Origin of the sequence: Halosimplex amylolyticum (genome assembly GCF_051414035.1) — an archaeon.
GTDB classification, from domain to species: domain Archaea; phylum Halobacteriota; class Halobacteria; order Halobacteriales; family Haloarculaceae; genus Halosimplex; species Halosimplex amylolyticum.
The window spans coordinates 126,955-144,690 of the sequence record NZ_JBLKNW010000007.1; the positions used below are offsets into that span (position 1 = coordinate 126,955).

The window sequence follows — 17,736 nt, forward strand, 5'->3', positions numbered from 1 at the left end:
CGTCGAGGCCCCCACCCTTTTCAGCGGGGCGAGCGAACGCTCGCGTATGATTACCGGCAGCGAGATGGCTGTCATCGACGAGAACGCCGCGGCCATGGGGGTCCCGCGCAAGCAGTTGATGGAGTCCAGCGGCCACGCCGTCGCGCGAGCGGTCCGCGAGGTCGCCGACGCGGGCGCGAGCGTTCGCGTCGTCGCCGGCCGCGGGAACAACGGCGGCGACGCCTTCGTCGCGGTCCGGTTTCTGGACGGATTCGACGTCACGACGACCTTGCTCGGCCGTCCCGGGACCATCACCACCGAGATCGCACGCGAGAACTGGGACGCGCTGGACGAGGGCGAGTACGAGACGAACGTCGTCCGCGACTCCACCGCGTTCGATCTCGGCGATCCCGACGTCGTCGTCGACGCGATGCTGGGCACCGGGATCAGGGGCGACCTCCGCGAACCCGAACGGACCGCCGCCGCGGCCATCAACGACAGCGACGCGACGGTCGTCTCCGTGGACGTCCCGTCCGGGTTGAACGCCGAGACGGGGGAACTCGCGGCGACTGCGGTCGAGGCCGACAGGGTCGTCACCTTCCACGACACCAAACCCGGCCTCACCGCGCTCGACGCCGACGTGACGGTCGCCGACATCGGGATACCAGCCGCCGCGGAGCGATTCGTCGAGCGAGGCGACCTCGTGCGTCTGGACCACCGCGACCCGGAGAGCCACAAGGGGCAGAACGGCGAGGTGCTCGTCATCGGCGGCGGGCCCTACGCCGGCGCGCCGGCACTCTCGGCGAGGGCCGCCCTCAGAGCCGGCGCGGATCTGGTCCGCGTGGCCTGCCCGATGGTCGTCGGGCGCGAACTCCAGGGGTTCGGCGAGGACCTCATCGTCCGCCCGTACCAGGGGAAACAGCTCGAACCCAGGCAGGTCGGCTTCCTCCTCCAGATGGCGCGCCACCACGACACGGTCGTCATCGGGCCGGGCCTGGGCGACGAGGACGAGACGCTCGAAGCCGTCGAGGGCATCCTCTCGGGCTACTCCGGGACGGCCGTCGTCGACGCCGACGCCCTCTCGCGGGTCCCGCAGGTCGACACCGACGCCGACCTGATCTGCACGCCCCACCAGGGGGAGTTCGCCAGGATGGGCGGGCGAGTCAGCGACGACTGGCGCGAGCGCGCCGACATCGTCGAGCGGTTCGCGGCCGACCTCGGACAGGTCGTCCTCGTCAAGGGCGCCTACGACGTGATCTCCGACGGCGAGACCACCCGCGTCAACCGGACCGGCAACGCCGGGATGACCGTCGGCGGCACCGGCGACGTGCTCGCGGGGATCACCGGAGCGCTCGCGGCCACGCAGGACCCGCTCGACGCGGCAGCGATGGCCGCCTACGCCAACGGTCGCGCCGGCGACCGCGCGTTCGAGCAGCACAACAACGGACTGGTCGCCACCGACCTCCACGACGAGATCCCTGGGGTCCTCTGGACCGACCGAGGTGGCGAGGCGTGACCGAGGAACGAGCGGAAGCGGGTCCGGAGACCGACGGTCCCGCAGATGGCGCGACCGACTCCCCGGACGCCGACCTCACCCACACGGGCGAGTCCGGCGAGGCCCAGATGGTCGACGTGGGCGACAAACCCGACACGGCCCGGCGAGCGGTCGCCCGCGGGCGGATCCGCCTGCGGCCCGAGACCGTCGACGCCGTCCGTGACAACGACGTCGAGAAGGGCGACGTGCTCGCCACCGCCCGCGTCGGCGCCATCCAGGCCGTCAAACACACCTGGGAGACGATCCCGATGTGCCACCAGATCCCGGTCACGAACGTCGACACGGAGTTCGACCTCGGCGAGGGTCACGTCGAGCTGACCGTCGCCGTCGAGACCACGGGCAAAACCGGCTGCGAGATGGAAGCGCTGGAGGGCGTCACGACCGGTCTCAACGTCGTCTGGGACATGGTGAAGTCGGCGGAGAAGGACGCCGCCGGGCAGTACCCCGAGACGGGGATCGAGGGCGTCGAAGTGGTGGAGAAGACCAAGCGCGAACTGTAAGCACCGGCCAGCGGTAAAAAGGGGCCCTCGTCACTAGGCCGGACCGTTTTGATGCGTCTGGGCGTACAGTCGCGCATGGGCAGTGCGAACCGGCCGCCGACACCGGACGGGGTACCGCTGATGGGGCACGGATGGGCGTTCGCGCGCGACCCCTGGACCGCGATGCGCGAGTGGGCCGAGCGGGGCGCCGTCGTGGAACTGTCGTTCCCCGGGCGGTCCATGTACATGGTGACCGACCCGCAACTCGTCGAGCGGGTGCTCGTCGCCGACCAGGACAGGTTCACGCTCAGCCGCGCACAGCGCCAGACGTTCGCGGGGATCGAGGACCACGCGGTGACCGCGTCGACCGGCGAGCGCTGGAAGCGGCTCCGACGTGCGCTCCAGCCGGCGTTCGAGTGGGACGGGGTCAGGTCCTACGGAGACCGGATGGCCGAGCGGACGGCCGCACACGTCGACGACTGGGACCCCGGCGACCGCCTCGACCTCTGGGCCGAGATGCGCCGATTGACGCTGCACGTCCTCGGTGACACGCTGCTCGGCGTCGACGTCGAGGGCGAGGAGGCGGTGATCCACGAGGCCGCCGACGCGCTGGTCGCGAAGACCGACTTCCGCCGCCCCGGGCAGTTGCTCCCCGACTGGGTGCCCACGCCGACCCAGCGACGGTTCGAGCGCGCGGTCGGCGCCCTCGACGAGTACATCGAAGGGGTGATCGCCGACAGCTCTCCGGAGCCTGCTGGCGACTCGGTCGTGGGCGTCCTCCTCGCCGCGCGCGAACGCGGCGACCTCTCGCCGGCCGAGGTGCGGGACAACCTGACCGCCCTCTTCCTCGCGGGCCACGACTCCTCGGCGGTGACGCTCACCTACGCGTGGTACGAGTTGGGCCGACATCCCGAGGTCCGCGAGCGACTCGTCGCGGAGGTCGACGGGGTGTTCGACGGCGAGTTGCCCGGCGCGGACGACTTCGACGATCTGGATGGAGTCCGAACCGTCGTGGACGAGACGCTCCGGCTCTACCCGCCGGCGTTCGCCACCAGCCGGGAGGCCACCGACCCCGTGACGATCGGAGGGTACGACCTCCCCGCGGGCGCGCAACTGATGCTGCCGCAGTGGGTGCTCCATCGCGACGAGCGGTACTGGGAGGACCCGGACACGTTCGATCCTGCGCGCTGGGAACGGGACGCCGACCGCCCGGAGTACGCGTACTTTCCGTTCAGCGGCGGTCCGCGCCACTGCATCGGCATGCGCTTCGCCCGCCTCGAACTCGTGATCGCCCTCGCGACGATGGTCGACCGCGTCGACCTCGACGTCTCGGTCGACGGACCGCTCACCTTCACGCCCTCGCTCTCGCTCCGGCCCGAGAACGACGTCCGGGCGACCGTGCGGACCACGTGACGACGCGGCGGCCCCGCAGCGACCCTGCGCCGGTAGACCGACAAGTCTCCGGCACCTCCGACGATCCATGCCGACAGTCAGCGAGACGTATCTGGAGAATCGATGGCGCGTCCAGCCCAACCACGCCAACAACTACGGGACAGTTCATGGCGGAAATGTTATGAAGTGGATGGACGAGCTCGGCGCGATGTCCGCGATGCGCTTCGCGGGGGAGCCGTGCGTCACCGCCTCCATCGACCGCATGGACTTCCACCGGCCGATCCCGACGGGCGAGGTGGTCGTCATCGAGTCGTTCGTCTTCGACGAGGGCCGCAGCAGCGTCAACGTCCACCTGCGCGCCGCCCGCGAGAACCCCCGGACCGGCGAGCAGGAGACGACCACCGAATCGCAGTTCGTCTTCGTCGCCATCGACGAGAACGGCTCGCCGATCCCGGTCCCCGATCTGTCTGTCGAAGCCGAGCGCTGCCGGGAACTGCGCGAGCGGGCGCTCGACTGGCGAGCGGAAGACGAAGACTCGTGAGGCTCAGGCCGACGCCTCGACCAGATCGCCGGCTTTCGCCCGCGAGCGCTCGACGACGGCCGGTCGCGCCTCGAACTCGACGACGACCTGGTCGCCGTAGTCGACCGAGTCGACCTGGGCGTGGTCGTGGATCCACGAGACGAGCGACATCGTGTCGTCGGTCATCGGCAGGACCAGCCGCTCGCGCTCGTAGTCGGGCAGTTCCGCGTGGATGCGCTCGCGCAGGTCGTCGATCCGCTCGCCGGTCTTCGCGCTGACCGACACCGGATTCGGGGCGAGCGCCGACAGCGCCTCGCGCTTGCGGGCGACCTCCTCGTCGTCGACCTTGTCGACCTTGTTCAGGACCGTGACGATGGGCGCCTCGTTGCGTTCGTAGAGGGTGTCGTGACACGTGACCAGTTTCTCGCGGATCTCCTCGACGGGCTCGCTCACGTCGACGACCAGCAGGACGAGGTCGGCCCGGTAGACCGAGTCGAGCGTCGACTTGAACGACTCGACCAGCCAGTGGGGCAGATCCGAGATGAACCCGACCGTGTCGGTCACGAGCACGTCCCGCTGGTCCATGTCGGCCCGGCGGGTCGTCGTCCCGAGGGTCGTGAACAGCCGGTCCTCGGACTCGGCGGTCGCGTCCAGGTCCGGGTGCAGGTCCTCGTTCTCGTCGACCTCGACGTCGGCGGCCAGCCGGCGGAGCAGCGTCGACTTCCCCGCGTTCGTGTAGCCGGCGAGCGCCACGAGGTCGAAGCCGGACTCGCGGCGCTGCTCGCGGCGGTGTTCCTCCGTCTCCTCGATCTGTTCGAGTTCCTCCCGAATCCGGGAGATCTGTGACTTGATGTCGCGTTCGCGACTCTCGTCGTACTCGCCCAGCCCCATGAACCCCGGCCGCTCGTCGCGCCGCGCGAGGCTGGCCTTGGCCTCCGCGCGCGGGAGTTCGTAGCGCAGTTCCGCGAGTTCGACCTGTAGCTGGGCCTTGCGAGTCTGGGCGCGCTGGCCGAAGATCTCCAGGATGAGCCGGAAACGGTCGATCAGGCGGACCCCCTCCGGGAGCTCGTTCCCGACATTGTACGTCTGGTAGGGTCCCAGCTGGTTGTCGAAGATGACCACCGTCGCGTCGGTCTCGGCGACCCTGCGCGCCAGCGTGGCGACTTTCCCCTCGCCCAGGAGCGTCGCCGGGTCCTCCGTCCGGGTCTGGGTCACCTCGCCGACCACGTCGTACCCGGCCGCCCGCGCGAGGTCGCGGATCTCCGTCGTGTCCGGCCGACCGCTGTCGACGCGCTTGGCGACGACGGCCCGCCGTTCGGTCTGTGACTCCGTCACTCGCGCGGGGCTACGTCGCCCGCGTATTTAAACTCTGGTCGCGGGTGCCAGTCGTCGGGCTCAGCCCCTTCTGTGGATTTCGAGGGCCGAACCGGCGTTTCGGCCGAGGTACTCGCCGAAGGAGACGGGTGGCCGTGGATAGGGTGAGCCTACCGGCGAGGGGGGCGCGGGCACAAGAGCCTTATTCCGTGGCCGTCACCGGGCGTGATATGGTAGACATCGGCTTGCAACAGATCGGGCTGGAACTGGGCACTGGCGCCGTCATCGGCGGGCTGATCGGCTTCACCGCGAAGAAGGTCGCGAAGATCATCGCCTTCCTGATCGGGCTCGAACTGGCGCTGTTCAAGTTCCTCGAATCGCAGGGCATCCTCACAGTCGACTGGGAACGGCTCTCCGCCGGGCTGGTCAACGCGAGCACCGCGGCCGGCGACGCGGCGAGCGCGAACCAGCCGCCGGGTATCGTGACGAGTTTCCTCTCGATCATCCCCGTCAGCGCCGGCTTCACCGGCGGCTTCTTCCTCGGGTTCAGAAAAGGATAGAACCGCGTGGGCGGTGGTCGCGATCGATTCTGCGAGTGTAACGGGGAGACGGCTACGGCACCGTTACGGAGCGGCAGTCGGCGTCGGCGTGAGCGGCCCGCCGGACTGGCCGCCGTCGTCGCCGTCGTCGTCACCGCCGCTGTCACCGCCGCCGAAGCCGCCGTTGCCCATTCCTCCGCCGGCTTCGGGGACCCCCTCCTCCTTGTCACCGGAGACGAGGAACTCCAGGAGGTTGCTGATGAACTGTTCGTTGTCCATGTCGTAGCGTTCGGAAGACTTGAGGAACGACGTGTCCGCCACGAGGACGAAGTTGCCGTTCTGGGCGGCGACGGGATGCTCGCCCGCCTGTCGCCGGTCGAGCGTCTTGCTGCCGGGGAGCGCACGGAGTCGGACGTCCGCCCCGTCACCGGTCTGCACGATGGTTCCCGCCGCGTCGAACGTGACGTTGTCGACGCCCTCGGTCAGCGACGAGTCCCCGTCGGGGCTCGCGACGATGCTCTCGTAGTTGTTGTCGTTCCGGTCGTCGTCCACGTTGTAGAGGCCCTCGGTCCCCATGCGGAGACCGAACTCCTCGGTGAGGTCCTGTGCGCCGAAGCGAACCTCGGAGACCTGGGCGACCAGCCCGCCGCTGACCTGCAGTTGCGGGGGCTCACCGAGCGCGACGATGCGGCCGCCGCCCTCGGCGTAGGCCTGCAGTCCCGCTATCTCGGCGTCCGAGAACGACGAAGTCGGCTGGACGATCAACACTGCGTCGTACTGCTGGAGCGTCGCGTTGTAACTGCCGCCGCCGAAGCCGCCGTTGCTACCGCCGTCGGCCGCGAAGTCGACCTCGTGGCCCGCCTGGGAGAGCGCGGCGACGAGCGGTTCCATCTCCGACTGGGAGTACTGGTTGCCGTGGCTGCTGTCGACGAGGATGCGTTTGTCCTCGCCGCCGGCGTCGACCGATATCTCGCCGTCGTCCGGCGCGCTCGTCGCGATGGCGTTCTCGGGCTGGAACTGGTCGGGAGACTGCCCCTGGATGTCTTCGCCGTCGGACGATGCTGCCGAACCGGAACCGCTGAGCGTCGAGACGACGGCCGTTCCGGCGAGGATCACCGCGATTACGAGCACGAAGACGCCGAGCGGTTTGAGCACTTCAGTCGCTTTCATTGGTGTTCACCTCCTGAGCGTCCTCCGTGACGGGGACGCCCCAGACCGCGTAGTACGTGACCGGTCGCTGGAACTCCGTCCCGTCTTCGCCGGACGTGTCGACGTAAACGACGTTCCCGTCGGCCTTCTCGGCGCCCTCTTCCAGCAACAGGAGCCCCTGTGACGGGCTGATCGGCTCGTTGTACTGGACGTTGTACTCATCGCCTTCGATACCGTCCGCCTGCGAGGCCGCGTCTTCGATCGCCGAGTGGAGGTCGCCCGTCCGGTCGGCGAACCCGTTCTGGACTGCAGTCGGGCCGATGTACGCGTCGCCGTGGGCGACTTCGGCGCGGGAGAGCGACAGGTTCTCCCCGCGGTGTTTCATGATCGTGTCCACGAAGGCGTTGTGGAGCGTCTCCATCTCCTCGCGGAACTGGTCTTTCTCGTAGGTCGCCTTGTCGGGACCGGTCCGGAGGTAGGTCTTGCTCTGTGCCGAGGCCTGTTCGAGCGCGCTCAACGGCGCGCTGACGATCACGCCGATGGAGCCGACGGTCGAACTGGGTTTGACGTAGATGCGGTCGGCGGGCGCGATCCCGAAGTACCCGCCGGACGCGGCCACCCCCTCGACGTAGGCCACGACCGGCATCTGCCGCGCGGTCCGGTTGACCGCCAGGTAGAGTTCTTCGCTCGATGCGACGGGTCCGCCGGAGCTGTCGATACGCAGGACGACCGCCTCGACGGAATCGTTAGTTCTCGCTTCCCGGAGGTCTTCCTTGACGTCGTTCACCGGGCCGGCGCTCGTGCCAGCCCGCAGCGTGATGACCGACACCGTCGGCTCCCCCGAATCGCCTGAAGACTGCGTCGCACTCCAGACGACTGGCGCGAGTACGGTTGCAATCAGGACGGCAACGACCACGACGATCACGTACAACACCGTGGTCGTCCCGGCCGAGTCGCTTCTGTCCACCATACACCCCGGAGGACGGACGACCCCCTCATGAAGGTTGTTCAATCTAAAAGTCTGTTTGACGTATTCGCCAGCAGTGCCGCGGATTCGAGCCATAGCGCCCGAAACGGTCGTTCCTCGAAGTAACGTCGGCCTACACCGTTCACTCCTCGCTGGTGGCCGCCGCTTCGCCCGGCCGTCGTCTGATCGTTAACTCGTTTCCGACTCAGCGGGTGTTTATTAGCTATCGGCGCCTGCGTTCTTCCATGCCCGAAATTCAGGTGTCGGACAGTCTGTACAGTCAACTGGAGGAGGCCTCGGACGGTCGCGACCTCGACGCGGCGATGTGGGAGATGGTGTACCTCTTCCAGCGCGGGAACAACCCCTCCGAGTGAGTCGGTCCGGTCCCCGTTCGCCGTCGTGACCGTCGGGGAACGTCGCTTTTCGCGTTTCAGCCGTGTGTCCACTGACCGTCAGGACTGTCCCACGAGTGAGGCGGCCCGGTCGCGGTCGGCGGGCGTGTTGACGTTGACCCGCTGGCCGTCGAACGGGACCGTCTCGACGCGGCGGCCGGCCCGGAGAAACAGGTCGATCGCGTCCGTCAGTTCGTACTGGCCGCGGTTCGAGGGCTGGACGAGGTGGCAGGCGTGGAATATCTCCGGGTCGAACCCGAACAGCCCGGTCAACACGCGGGTCGACGGTGGGTCGTCCGGCTTCTCGACGACCGCGTCGAGTCGACCGTCGTCGTCCGTGACGAACACGCCCGTCTCCGCCGCCTCGTCCCGCGAGACCTCGTCGACCACCAGCGTCGCGTCGACCCCGTCGGTCCGCTGGCGTTCGACGACGGCGTCGAGATCACCCAGCATCACGTTGTCGCCGTTGAACACGAGGAAATCGCCGTCGACCTCGCTCTCGGCCCGGAGGGCTGCATCCGCAAGCCCCTTCGGTTCGCGCTGGTGCACGTACGTGATCGGGACGCCCGCGAACTCGTCACCGTAGTGATCGATGATCGCTTCCTTCCGGTAGCCGACCACGATCACGAACGCGGAGACGTCCAGATCGGCGAGCCGTTCGAGCCCGTGTGTGAGTAGCGGTGTCCCGGCGACGTCGACGAGTGCTTTCGGCCGGTCGTCGGTGAGCGGCCGGAGCCGCGTCCCGCGCCCCGCCGCAGGGATGACTGCCTTCATATCGTTCGGTTCGACCAACGATAGCGGCGTACAAAACACTGATGCGGCGCCCGAACGAGTCGGTCCCGACCGCCGCGCCGCTCAGAACGTGTCCTTGAGTTCGTCGAGTCGCGCGATCAGGTCGTCGATCCCGTCGTTCATCTCCGCGAGTCGGTCTTCGATCCCCTCCGCCGGCGTCGCGCCGTTGGGCGTGGGCTCGATCAGTCCGTCGTTCTCCAGCATCCGCAGCGAGTAGCGCACTTTGTGTTCGGGGATGTCCGTTTCCTCGGCGATCCGGACGATCCCGATCGGTCCCGACTCGATGACGGCCTCCAGAATACGCAGGTCCCGTTCCTCCTTTTCGACCTGATCGGTCAGTCGATCCACCATGAAGTCCACCGGGTGTATCCCCCCGGGCGTAATAAAGTCACAGGTGCCGCCCCGTCGACCTGACGGGTCACCGTCACAGTCGCGATCCTCCGTCGCGTTCTCTCCCTCGTCGGCGCCTACTCGTCGCCGACGGGTTTCCGGCGGAGTTCGTCGAGCTGGTCGCGCAGGCGCCCGAGTTCGCTCTCGAGGTCCTCCTGGCGGTCGATGAGCGCGCTGAGTTCCTCCGTGTTGACCGAGTAGTCGTGGTCGAGCGCGCTGTCGAGCGAGTCGGTCGTGGCCTGCACGAGATACGAGGCGAACTGGAGCACCTCTTCGGGCGAGCCCTGGCCCGAAAACAGCTCCACGGAACCCGACTTCGGGGCGTAGCTGACCACCGGCACCTCCGCCTCGGAGTGATACGTCGTCGTCGCTTCGAGTTCCGTGACGGGATTGCGTCGTTCGCGGGTCTGTTCGGTGCGGACTACGCCGAACGGCTCGGCCAGCGCCGGGTAGGTCTCCCCCAGGTCCCGGAGCACGTCGGCCGCCTCGACGCCCAGCTGGGCCTCCACGTCGCCGTAGAACTGCTTCGATCCCGACAGCGAGAGCGCGATAGCGTAGAAGACGTGCTGGTTGTTCTCGGCGAGGTCGCGGATGCGTTCCCGGACCGACTCGTGTTCGCCCTCCAGCGTCGCCCGCTCGAGGTCGTCCAGGAGCGCGCGCGTCCCTTCCTCGCGTTCGAGGAACTCCTCGACGAGGACGCGCGGCATCGCCTGGCTGTCGATTTCGTCCATACCGACCAATTCACACGCAGCCATTTACGCTTTTGCTGGCGCGGTCGTCACTGTTCGCTACTGTGTCTCTGCGGTGGCGCGCCGTGAGCGGTTTGTCCCGGACGGCACCGCGCACGAGAGCCCCATTCTGAACGGCGTTCCTCGAACTCGACTGCCCGCGACGAAACGTCCCCCTTGGTAGGTGAGTTCGAAGAGACGCCCGAGGCGGGACCGAGCGAACGCGGAGCGTTCGCGAGGGTCGAGAGACGCCGAAGGCGTCTCTCGGGATTTGAACCCGAGCAAGACTCGCTTCGCTCGTCTTGCGTGATTCAAATCCCTTTGCGGTCGCTCTCTGATTTCGGGAGTAGCGCGGAGATGAAACTCCGCGCCGTTGAAATCAGAGAAGCGCCCGAGGCGGGATTTGAACCATGCCCGGAAGTGCTCGCTTCGCTGCGCGCTTCCGGTCTACTTCAAATTCCTTGCCGACCGCTCTTCGATTTCGGAAGTTCGCGACACGCCAAGGCGGTCGCTCACGGAGTTGAAATCGAAGAAGCGCCCGAGGCGGGATTTGAACCCGCGTCACGACCGTGACAGGGTCGTATGATGGGCCACTACACCACCCGGGCTTACCAACACCTGCGAGGAACACACAGAAAAGGCTTTCCAGTTACGACGACCGCGCCGTCTGCCGATCCCACCCGGCCGCGTCAATTACTACCACACCCCAACACTAATCAAGGTAGTTTGCGTATCCTGCCCCACGAAAGGACATTGCCGCGGTCCACGGCGGCTGTTTGCGGTCCGAGTAGCTATGCTCGGCTGACTTGGTAAGCGTTTTATGGCTCGCGGTTATAGGCGCCTGTAGTATCTCGTGACAGCAACTTCTCACTCCCAACAGGCCCACACATGGTAGACGTAAGCCAACACGAACTCGTTCCCGACCACACGCTCCTCGACGGCGACGACATCGAGGGCGTGCTCGAGGAGTACAACATCAAGAAAACGGACCTGCCGAAGATCAAGCGATCCGACCCCGCGTTGCGCGACCTCGATGCCGACGTCGAGGCCGGCGACGTCATCCAGGTGACACGGGACTCGCGAACGACCGACCGGGCAGTCGTATATCGGCTCGTGGTGGAATAATATGAACATTCAGGACAGACGCGAAATATCACGGGAGTATTTCTCGAGGGAACGACTCGCAGAACACCACTTCCGCTCGTTCAACGCGTTCCTCGACCGGGGGATGCAGCGGGTGGTCGACGAGAAAGAGACGATCGAGACGGACATCGGCGACAAGGAAGGCGAGGAGCCAGTCTACGTCGAACTCGGGGACGTGCGAGTGGTCACCCCCCGCGTTCGAGAGGCTGACGGCTCCGAGGAACTGCTCTATCCCCAGGAAGCGCGACTGCGGAACATCACCTACGCCGCGCCCGTCTTCATGGAGATGGCGATCATCAAGGGCGGCGAGGAAGAGGAAGAGCGCGTCGTCGACCAGACCGAGACGAAAATCGGCCGCATGCCGATCATGGTCGGCTCGAACAAGTGTAACATCGCCGGGTTCACTCAGGAAGAACTGATCGACATCGGCGAGGACCCCGCCGACCCCGGCGGCTACTTCATCGTCAACGGCTCCGAGCGCGTGCTGATGACGAGCGAGGACCTCGCGCCGAACAAGATCCTCGCCGAGACGGACACGAAGTACGGCGACACCATCGAGGTCGCGAAGACCTTCTCCCAGCGTCGTGGTTACCGCGCGCTCGTGCTCGTCGAGCGCACCCGCGACGGCCTGCTCGAAGTCTCGTTCCCCTCGGTGTCGGGGAGCATCAACTTCGTGACGCTCATCCGGGCGCTCGGCCTCGAATCCGACGAGGAGATCGTCCACCGCGTCTCCGAGGACCCCGAGATCGTGAAGTTCATGCTCGAGAACCTGGAGGCCGCGGAGGTCCAGACGACCGAGGGCGCCATCGAGGAACTCGGCAAGCGCGTCGCCTCGGGCCAGGGCAAGAACTACCAGCTCAAGCGCGCCAACTACGTCATCGACCGCTACCTCCTGCCGCACCTCCACGAGGATGGCGTCGAGGAGGAGGACGTGCGCATCAACAAGGCGTACTACCTCTGTCGGATGGCCGAGGCGTGTTTCGAGCTCGCGCTCGAACGCCGCGACGCCGACGACAAGGACCACTACGCCAACAAGCGCCTCAAGGTCTCGGGCGACCTGATGAAGGACCTGTTCCGGACGGCGCTGAACAAGCTCGCGCGGGACGTGAAGTACCAGCTCGAACGCGCCAACATGCGTAACCGACAGCTCTCCGTCTCCACGGTGGTCCGCTCGGACGTGCTGACCGAGCGGCTCGAACACCCGATCGCGACGGGCAACTGGGTCGGTGGCCGCTCCGGCGTGAGCCAGCTCGTCGACCGGACGGACTACATGGGCGTGCTCTCTCACCTGCGCCGGCTTCGCTCGCCGCTCAGCCGCTCCCAACCCCACTTCGAGGCGCGGGACCTGCACGCGACCCAGTGGGGTCGCATCTGTCCCTCGGAGACGCCCGAGGGGCCGAACTGCGGACTGGTGAAGAACTTCGCGCAGGCGATGGAGCTGTCGCAGAACGTCGAGGACGAACAGGGACTCAAACAGGAACTGGCGGCGATGGGCGTCTCGGGCATCCCGGGCATCGAGTCCATCGACCAGCAGCCGGCGGACGACTAACATGAGCCAGGAAACACGAGAAGCGAAAGTATACGTCAACGGGAGCCTGGTCGGGACGCACCCCGACCCGCATCAGCTCGCAGACCAGATCCGGCAGGCGCGACGGCGCGGCGACGTGAGCGAGATGGTCAACGTCTCGGTCAAGAACCGCACGCGCGAGGTCATCGTCAACGCCGACGCCGGCCGCGCGCGCCGTCCGCTGCTCGTCATCGAGAACGGCGAGCCGATCGTCTCCGACGAGGAGGTCGAGGCCGTCAAGGACAGCGACATGGAGTTCGAGGAACTCGTCGAGCGCGGGTACATCGAGTTCATCGACGCCGAGGAGGAGGAGGACATCTACGTCGCGGTCGACGAGGAGGAACTCACCGAGGACCACACGCACCTCGAAGTCGACCCGCAGCTGATGTTCGGTATCGGCGCGGGGATGATCCCCTACCCCGAGCACAACGCCTCGCCCCGGATTACGATGGGGTCGGGGATGATCAAGCAGTCGCTCGGCCTGCCGAGCGCCAACTACCGGATCCGGCCGGACACGCGCCAGCACCTCCTGCACTACCCGCAGCTCTCGCTGGTCAAGACCCAGACGACCGAGCAGATCGGGTACGACGACCGACCGGCGGCGCAGAACTTCGTCGTCGCGGTCATGTCCTACGAGGGGTTCAACATCGAGGACGCCCTGGTCATGAACAAGGGGTCGGTCGAGCGCGCGCTCGCCCGCTCGCACTTCTTCCGGACCTACGAGGGCGAGGAACGCCGCTACCCCGGCGGCCAGGAGGACCACTTCGAGATCCCCGACGACGAAGTGCGGGGCGCTCGCGGCGAGGAAGCGTACACCCACCTCGACGAGGACGGCCTCGTCAACCCCGAAACGCCCGTCGGCGAGAACGACGTGCTCCTCGGGAAAACGAGCCCGCCGCGGTTCCTCGAAGAGCCGGACGACATGGGCGGCCTCTCCCCGCAGAAGCGCCGGGAGACGTCGGTCACCATGCGCTCCGGTGAGTCCGGTGTCGTCGACACCGTGACGCTGATGGAGGGCGAGGACGGCTCCAAGCTCTCGAAGGTCTCGGTGCGCGACGAGCGGATCCCCGAACTCGGGGACAAGTTCGCGTCGCGGCACGGCCAGAAGGGTGTCGTGGGCCACATCGCACCCCAGGAAGACATGCCGTTCACCGAGCAGGGCGTCGTGCCGGACCTCATCCTGAACCCGCACGCGCTGCCGTCGCGGATGACCGTCGGGCACATCCTCGAGATGATCGGCGGGAAGGTCGGGTCGCTGGAAGGCCGCCGCGTCGACGGGACCGCCTTCACCGGCGAGGACGAGGACGAACTCCGCGGATCGCTGGAGGAGCGCGGCTTCAAGTCCAGCGGCAAGGAGATCATGTACTCGGGCATCACCGGCGAGAAGATCGAGGCGGAGATCTTCGTCGGGACCATCTTCTACCAGAAGCTCTACCACATGGTCTCGAACAAGATCCACGCCCGCTCGCGCGGGCCGGTGCAGGTCCTCACGCGCCAGCCGACCGAGGGGCGCGCCCGCGAGGGCGGCCTGCGCGTCGGCGAGATGGAACGCGACGTGCTCATCGGGCACGGCGCTGCGATGGCGCTGAAAGAGCGGTTGCTCGACGAGTCCGACCGCGAGTTCATCAACGTCTGCGGCGAGTGCGGGATGACGGCGGTCGAGAACGTCGAGCAACGCCGCGTCTACTGCCCCAACTGCGACGAGGAGACCGAGATTCACGAGGTGGAGATGAGCTACGCCTTCAAGCTCCTGCTGGACGAGATGAAGGCGCTCGGCATCGCGCCGCGCATCGAACTGGAGGACGCCGTATAAATGAGCGCACAAGGAACACCCCAGGAGATCGGTCAGATCAGCTTCGGGCTGATGGACCCCGAGGAGTACCGCGAGATGTCGGCCACGAAGGTCATCACGGCCGACACCTACGACGACGACGGCTTCCCCATCGACATGGGCCTGATGGACCCCCGGCTGGGCGTCATCGACCCCGGACTGGAGTGCAAGACCTGCGGCAAGCACTCCGGGTCGTGTAACGGCCACTTCGGCCACATCGAGCTCGCCGCGCCGGTCATCCACGTCGGCTTCGCGAAGCTCATCCGGCGCCTGCTGCGCGGGACCTGCCGCGAGTGCTCGCGGTTGACTCCCGTCGACGGCCGCCGCGTCGCCGACGCCGAGGAGAAGGCCGAGCAGCGCAAGGACGCCTACCGCGAGCAGCTCCGCCGCGCGAAGGAGCTCAACAAGGACCCCAGCGACGTGCTCAAGTCGGCCATCCGCGAGTGCCGCAAGGTCGACTACTGTCCGTACTGCGGCGCCAAGCAGTTCGACATCAAACACGAGAAGCCGACCACCTACTACGAGATCATCGAGGTGCCCCACGGCGAGCTCTCCAAGCGCCTCGAACGCGCGATGGACCCGCCCGAGGGCGAGGCCGTCCGCCCGAGCGACGTCGCCGACGAGCTCGACGAGGGCGACTTCACCGCCGAGCGCATCCGCGAGTTGCTGTCGGGGACCTACCGCCCGGACCGCAACGACATCGACCGCCTGAAGAACCTCGGCCGCGCGCTCGGTCGGCTCAACGACCTCGACGAACTCGAGGTGGACGTGAGCTCCTCGGCGGAGTACCTCGTCGAGGAGGACATGGACAAGCTGATGCCGTCGGACATCCGCGACTGGTTCGAGGAGATCCCCGACCAGGACATCGAGGCGCTCGGTATCAACCCCGAGCGCTCCCGACCGGAGTGGATGATCCTGACGGTGCTGCCCGTGCCACCGGTGACGGCCCGTCCGTCGATCACGCTGGACAACGGCCAGCGCTCCGAGGACGACCTCACGCACAAGCTGGTCGACATCATCCGCATCAACCAGCGGTTCATGGAGAACCGCGAGGCCGGTGCGCCCCAGCTCATCATCGAGGACCTCTGGGAACTGCTGCAGTACCACGTCACCACGTTCATGGACAACGAGATCTCGGGCACGCCGCCGGCGCGACACCGCTCCGGCCGGCCGCTGAAGACGCTCTCCCAGCGTCTCAAGGGCAAGGAAGGGCGCTTCCGTGGTTCGCTGTCCGGGAAACGCGTCAACTTCTCCGCGCGGACCGTCATCTCCCCGGACCCGACGCTGTCGCTCAACGAGGTCGGCGTCCCCGACCGCGTGGCGACGGAGATGACCCAGACGATGAACGTCAACGACCGGAACCTCGACGAGGCCCGGCGCTACGTCGCGAACGGGCCGGAGTCCCACCCGGGCGCCAACTACGTCCGCCGCCACGACGGCCGTCGTCTCAAGGTCACCGAGAAGAACTGCGAGGAGCTCGCCGAGAAGGTCGAGCCGGGCTGGGAGGTCTCCCGGCACCTCATCGACGGCGACATCGTGATCTTCAACCGCCAGCCGTCGCTGCACCGGATGTCCATCATGGCCCACGAGGTGGTCGTGATGCCGTACAAGACGTTCCGGCTGAACACGACGGTCTGTCCGCCGTACAACGCGGACTTCGACGGCGACGAGATGAACATGCACGCGCTGCAGAACGAGGAGGCCCGCGCGGAGGCCCGCGTGCTGATGCGCGTCCAGGAGCAGATGCTCAGCCCGAAGATGGGCGAGAACATCATCGGCGCCATCCAGGACCACATCACGGGGACGTACCTGCTGACGCACACGAACCCGAACTTCAACGAGACGCAGGCGCTGGACCTGCTGCGGGCGACCCGGATCGACGAACTGCCGGAAGCCGACGGGACGGAGGACGGAGAGGCGTACTGGACCGGCCGGACGCTGTTCTCCGAACTGCTGCCCGACGACCTGGATCTCGAGTTCACGTCCTCGGCCGGCGACACCGTCACCATCGAGAACGGTCAGATGATCGACGGCACCATCGACGAGGACGCGGTCGGCGCGTTCGGCGGCGAGGTCGTCGACACCATCGCGAAGGTGTACTCGAAGACTCGCGCGCGCATCTTCATCAACGAGGTGTCGGCGCTCGCGATGCGCTCGATCATGCACTTCGGGTTCTCGATCAGCATCGACGACGAGTCCATCCCGCCCGCGGCCGAGGAGCAGATCGACGAGGCCATCGGCGACGCCTACGACCGCGTCGAGAAGCTCATCGAGACCTACGAGGCGGGCGAACTGGAGTCGCTGCCCGGTCGCTCGGTCGACGAGACCCTGGAGATGAAGATCATGTCCACGCTCTCGAAGGCCCGCGACACCGCCGGTGACATCGCCGAGGACCACTTCGGCGACACGAACCCCGCGGTCATCATGGCCGACTCCGGGGCGCGTGGCTCGATGCTGAACCTCACGCAGATGGCCGGCTGCGTCGGCCAGCAGGCTGTCCGCGGCGAGCGGATCAACCGCGGGTACGAGGACCGCACCCTCAGCCACTACAAGCCCGACGACCTCTCCGCGGAGGCCCACGGTTTCGTGGAGCACTCCTACCGTAGCGGGCTCGAGCCCCGGGAGTTCTTCTTCCACGCGATGGGCGGCCGCGAGGGGCTGGTCGACACGGCAGTCCGGACGTCGAAGTCCGGGTACCTGCAGCGCCGGCTCATCAACGCGCTCTCCGAACTGGAGACGCAGTACGACGGCACCGTCCGGGACACCTCGGACAACATCGTCCAGTTCGAGTTCGGCGAGGACGGTACCTCGCCGGTCGAGGTCTCCTCGAACCAGGACGGCGACATCGTCGACGTCGAGGCCATCGCGGACCAGGTCATCGACGCCGAGTTCGAGGACGCGACCGCCAAGGAGCAGTTCCTCGGGCGCGAGCCCGAGCCGACGAACCTCTCCGAGCACGCCGACGACTGGTGGATGGAAGCGGCCGGAGGTGACTGACG

At 67.1% G+C, this 17,736-nt stretch carries 16 protein-coding genes and 1 tRNA gene; 10 read left to right on the plus strand and 7 right to left on the minus strand.

The genetic code is table 11. The features are described 5' to 3' along the window. Nucleotides 1–46: 46 nt before the first annotated feature. The 4 genes from ACMGFE_RS21760 to ACMGFE_RS21775 all read left to right on the plus strand — a co-directional run bounded on the left by ACMGFE_RS21760 (nucleotide 47) and on the right by ACMGFE_RS21775 (nucleotide 3,946). Nucleotides 47–1,495 carry an NAD(P)H-hydrate dehydratase gene (locus ACMGFE_RS21760; protein ID WP_436927394.1) on the plus strand — a complete coding sequence of 483 codons (1,449 nt, stop codon included), beginning with the start codon at nucleotides 47–49 and terminating at the stop codon, nucleotides 1,493–1,495. Next, nucleotides 1,492–2,034, plus strand: a complete 543-nt coding sequence (gene moaC, locus ACMGFE_RS21765) for a cyclic pyranopterin monophosphate synthase MoaC (protein WP_436927395.1) — start codon at nucleotides 1,492–1,494, stop codon at nucleotides 2,032–2,034. Before ACMGFE_RS21760 ends, moaC begins: the two co-directional genes overlap by 4 nt. 75 nt (nucleotides 2,035–2,109) lie before the next feature. Then, nucleotides 2,110–3,426: a cytochrome P450 gene (locus ACMGFE_RS21770; RefSeq protein ID WP_436927396.1), complete on the plus strand. Its 1,317-nt coding sequence runs from the start codon at nucleotides 2,110–2,112 to the stop codon at nucleotides 3,424–3,426. Between the two features lie 67 nt (nucleotides 3,427–3,493). Next, on the plus strand, nucleotides 3,494–3,946 hold the full coding sequence (locus ACMGFE_RS21775) for an acyl-CoA thioesterase (protein ID WP_436927397.1): 453 nt from the start codon (nucleotides 3,494–3,496) through the stop codon (nucleotides 3,944–3,946). Between the two features lie 3 nt (nucleotides 3,947–3,949). On the opposite strand, the gene hflX is transcribed toward ACMGFE_RS21775, so the two are convergent. Next, the gene (gene hflX / locus ACMGFE_RS21780) at nucleotides 3,950–5,260 is read right to left on the minus strand and encodes a GTPase HflX (protein WP_436927398.1); all 1,311 of its coding nucleotides are present in this window, start codon (nucleotides 5,258–5,260) and stop codon (nucleotides 3,950–3,952) included. A 209-nt stretch (nucleotides 5,261–5,469) separates the two neighbouring features. Between hflX and ACMGFE_RS21785 the strand changes: the two genes are divergently transcribed. Then, nucleotides 5,470–5,799 carry an FUN14 domain-containing protein gene (locus ACMGFE_RS21785; protein ID WP_436927399.1) on the plus strand — a complete coding sequence of 110 codons (330 nt, stop codon included), beginning with the start codon at nucleotides 5,470–5,472 and terminating at the stop codon, nucleotides 5,797–5,799. A 63-nt stretch (nucleotides 5,800–5,862) separates the two neighbouring features. Here ACMGFE_RS21785 and ACMGFE_RS21790 read toward each other — a convergent pair whose 3' ends face one another. Both ACMGFE_RS21790 and ACMGFE_RS21795 read right to left on the minus strand, forming a co-directional pair. Then, on the minus strand, nucleotides 5,863–6,948 hold the full coding sequence (locus tag ACMGFE_RS21790; protein ID WP_436927400.1) for a DUF4350 domain-containing protein: 1,086 nt from the start codon (nucleotides 6,946–6,948) through the stop codon (nucleotides 5,863–5,865). Continuing rightward, the gene (locus ACMGFE_RS21795) at nucleotides 6,935–7,897 is read right to left on the minus strand and encodes a S49 family peptidase (RefSeq protein ID WP_436927401.1); all 963 of its coding nucleotides are present in this window, start codon (nucleotides 7,895–7,897) and stop codon (nucleotides 6,935–6,937) included. The genes ACMGFE_RS21790 and ACMGFE_RS21795 overlap by 14 nt, the downstream gene beginning before the upstream one ends. Before the next feature lie 242 nt (nucleotides 7,898–8,139). Here ACMGFE_RS21795 and ACMGFE_RS21800 point away from each other — a divergent pair, with 242 nt between their 5' ends. Next, the gene (locus ACMGFE_RS21800; RefSeq protein ID WP_436927402.1) at nucleotides 8,140–8,268 is read left to right on the plus strand and encodes a DUF8556 family small protein; all 129 of its coding nucleotides are present in this window, start codon (nucleotides 8,140–8,142) and stop codon (nucleotides 8,266–8,268) included. Between the two features lie 78 nt (nucleotides 8,269–8,346). On the opposite strand, the gene ACMGFE_RS21805 is transcribed toward ACMGFE_RS21800, so the two are convergent. The 4 genes from ACMGFE_RS21805 to ACMGFE_RS21820 form a co-directional block, all read right to left on the minus strand. Further along, on the minus strand, nucleotides 8,347–9,060 hold the full coding sequence (locus ACMGFE_RS21805) for a sugar phosphate nucleotidyltransferase (RefSeq protein WP_436927403.1): 714 nt from the start codon (nucleotides 9,058–9,060) through the stop codon (nucleotides 8,347–8,349). Between the two features lie 81 nt (nucleotides 9,061–9,141). Next, nucleotides 9,142–9,429, minus strand: a complete 288-nt coding sequence (locus ACMGFE_RS21810) for a winged helix-turn-helix transcriptional regulator (protein ID WP_436927404.1) — start codon at nucleotides 9,427–9,429, stop codon at nucleotides 9,142–9,144. 116 nt (nucleotides 9,430–9,545) lie between these two features. After that, nucleotides 9,546–10,199: a hypothetical protein gene (locus tag ACMGFE_RS21815; protein ID WP_436927405.1), complete on the minus strand. Its 654-nt coding sequence runs from the start codon at nucleotides 10,197–10,199 to the stop codon at nucleotides 9,546–9,548. Between the two features lie 532 nt (nucleotides 10,200–10,731). After that, nucleotides 10,732–10,804 (minus strand) — tRNA-Asp (locus tag ACMGFE_RS21820). A gap of 280 nt (nucleotides 10,805–11,084) precedes the next feature. Here ACMGFE_RS21820 and ACMGFE_RS21825 point away from each other — a divergent pair. From ACMGFE_RS21825 to ACMGFE_RS21840, 4 genes are read left to right on the plus strand one after another with little or no spacing between them, the layout of a single operon-like run. Continuing rightward, a complete protein-coding gene (locus ACMGFE_RS21825; protein ID WP_436927406.1) occupies nucleotides 11,085–11,321 on the plus strand; it encodes a DNA-directed RNA polymerase subunit H in 237 nt (78 codons plus the stop codon). Nucleotide 11,322: 1 nt separating this feature from the next. Then, nucleotides 11,323–12,888 carry a DNA-directed RNA polymerase subunit B'' gene (locus ACMGFE_RS21830; RefSeq protein ID WP_436927407.1) on the plus strand — a complete coding sequence of 522 codons (1,566 nt, stop codon included), beginning with the start codon at nucleotides 11,323–11,325 and terminating at the stop codon, nucleotides 12,886–12,888. Nucleotide 12,889: 1 nt separating this feature from the next. Beyond that, a complete protein-coding gene (gene rpoB / locus ACMGFE_RS21835; RefSeq protein WP_436927408.1) occupies nucleotides 12,890–14,719 on the plus strand; it encodes a DNA-directed RNA polymerase subunit B in 1,830 nt (609 codons plus the stop codon). Continuing rightward, a complete protein-coding gene (locus tag ACMGFE_RS21840) occupies nucleotides 14,720–17,734 on the plus strand; it encodes a DNA-directed RNA polymerase subunit A' (protein ID WP_436927409.1) in 3,015 nt (1,004 codons plus the stop codon). Nucleotides 17,735–17,736: the final 2 nt, after the last annotated feature.

What these genes read in the sequence shown, in the direction of transcription:
- ACMGFE_RS21760 (WP_436927394.1), top strand. Translation starts at nt 47, where the DNA reads ATGATTACCGGCAGCGAGATGGCTGTCATCGACGAGAACGCCGCGGCC.
- ACMGFE_RS21770 (WP_436927396.1), top strand. Translation starts at nt 2,110, where the DNA reads ATGGGCAGTGCGAACCGGCCGCCGACACCGGACGGGGTACCGCTGATG.
- ACMGFE_RS21775 (WP_436927397.1), top strand. Translation starts at nt 3,494, where the DNA reads ATGCCGACAGTCAGCGAGACGTATCTGGAGAATCGATGGCGCGTCCAG.
- ACMGFE_RS21785 (WP_436927399.1), top strand. Translation starts at nt 5,470, where the DNA reads ATGGTAGACATCGGCTTGCAACAGATCGGGCTGGAACTGGGCACTGGC.
- ACMGFE_RS21790 (WP_436927400.1), bottom strand. Translation starts at nt 6,948, where the DNA reads ATGAAAGCGACTGAAGTGCTCAAACCGCTCGGCGTCTTCGTGCTCGTA.
- ACMGFE_RS21795 (WP_436927401.1), bottom strand. Translation starts at nt 7,897, where the DNA reads ATGGTGGACAGAAGCGACTCGGCCGGGACGACCACGGTGTTGTACGTG.
- ACMGFE_RS21800 (WP_436927402.1), top strand. Translation starts at nt 8,140, where the DNA reads ATGCCCGAAATTCAGGTGTCGGACAGTCTGTACAGTCAACTGGAGGAG.
- ACMGFE_RS21805 (WP_436927403.1), bottom strand. Translation starts at nt 9,060, where the DNA reads ATGAAGGCAGTCATCCCTGCGGCGGGGCGCGGGACGCGGCTCCGGCCG.
- ACMGFE_RS21810 (WP_436927404.1), bottom strand. Translation starts at nt 9,429, where the DNA reads ATGGTGGATCGACTGACCGATCAGGTCGAAAAGGAGGAACGGGACCTG.
- ACMGFE_RS21815 (WP_436927405.1), bottom strand. Translation starts at nt 10,199, where the DNA reads ATGGACGAAATCGACAGCCAGGCGATGCCGCGCGTCCTCGTCGAGGAG.
- ACMGFE_RS21825 (WP_436927406.1), top strand. Translation starts at nt 11,085, where the DNA reads ATGGTAGACGTAAGCCAACACGAACTCGTTCCCGACCACACGCTCCTC.
- ACMGFE_RS21830 (WP_436927407.1), top strand. Translation starts at nt 11,323, where the DNA reads ATGAACATTCAGGACAGACGCGAAATATCACGGGAGTATTTCTCGAGG.
- rpoB (WP_436927408.1), top strand. Translation starts at nt 12,890, where the DNA reads ATGAGCCAGGAAACACGAGAAGCGAAAGTATACGTCAACGGGAGCCTG.
- ACMGFE_RS21840 (WP_436927409.1), top strand. Translation starts at nt 14,720, where the DNA reads ATGAGCGCACAAGGAACACCCCAGGAGATCGGTCAGATCAGCTTCGGG.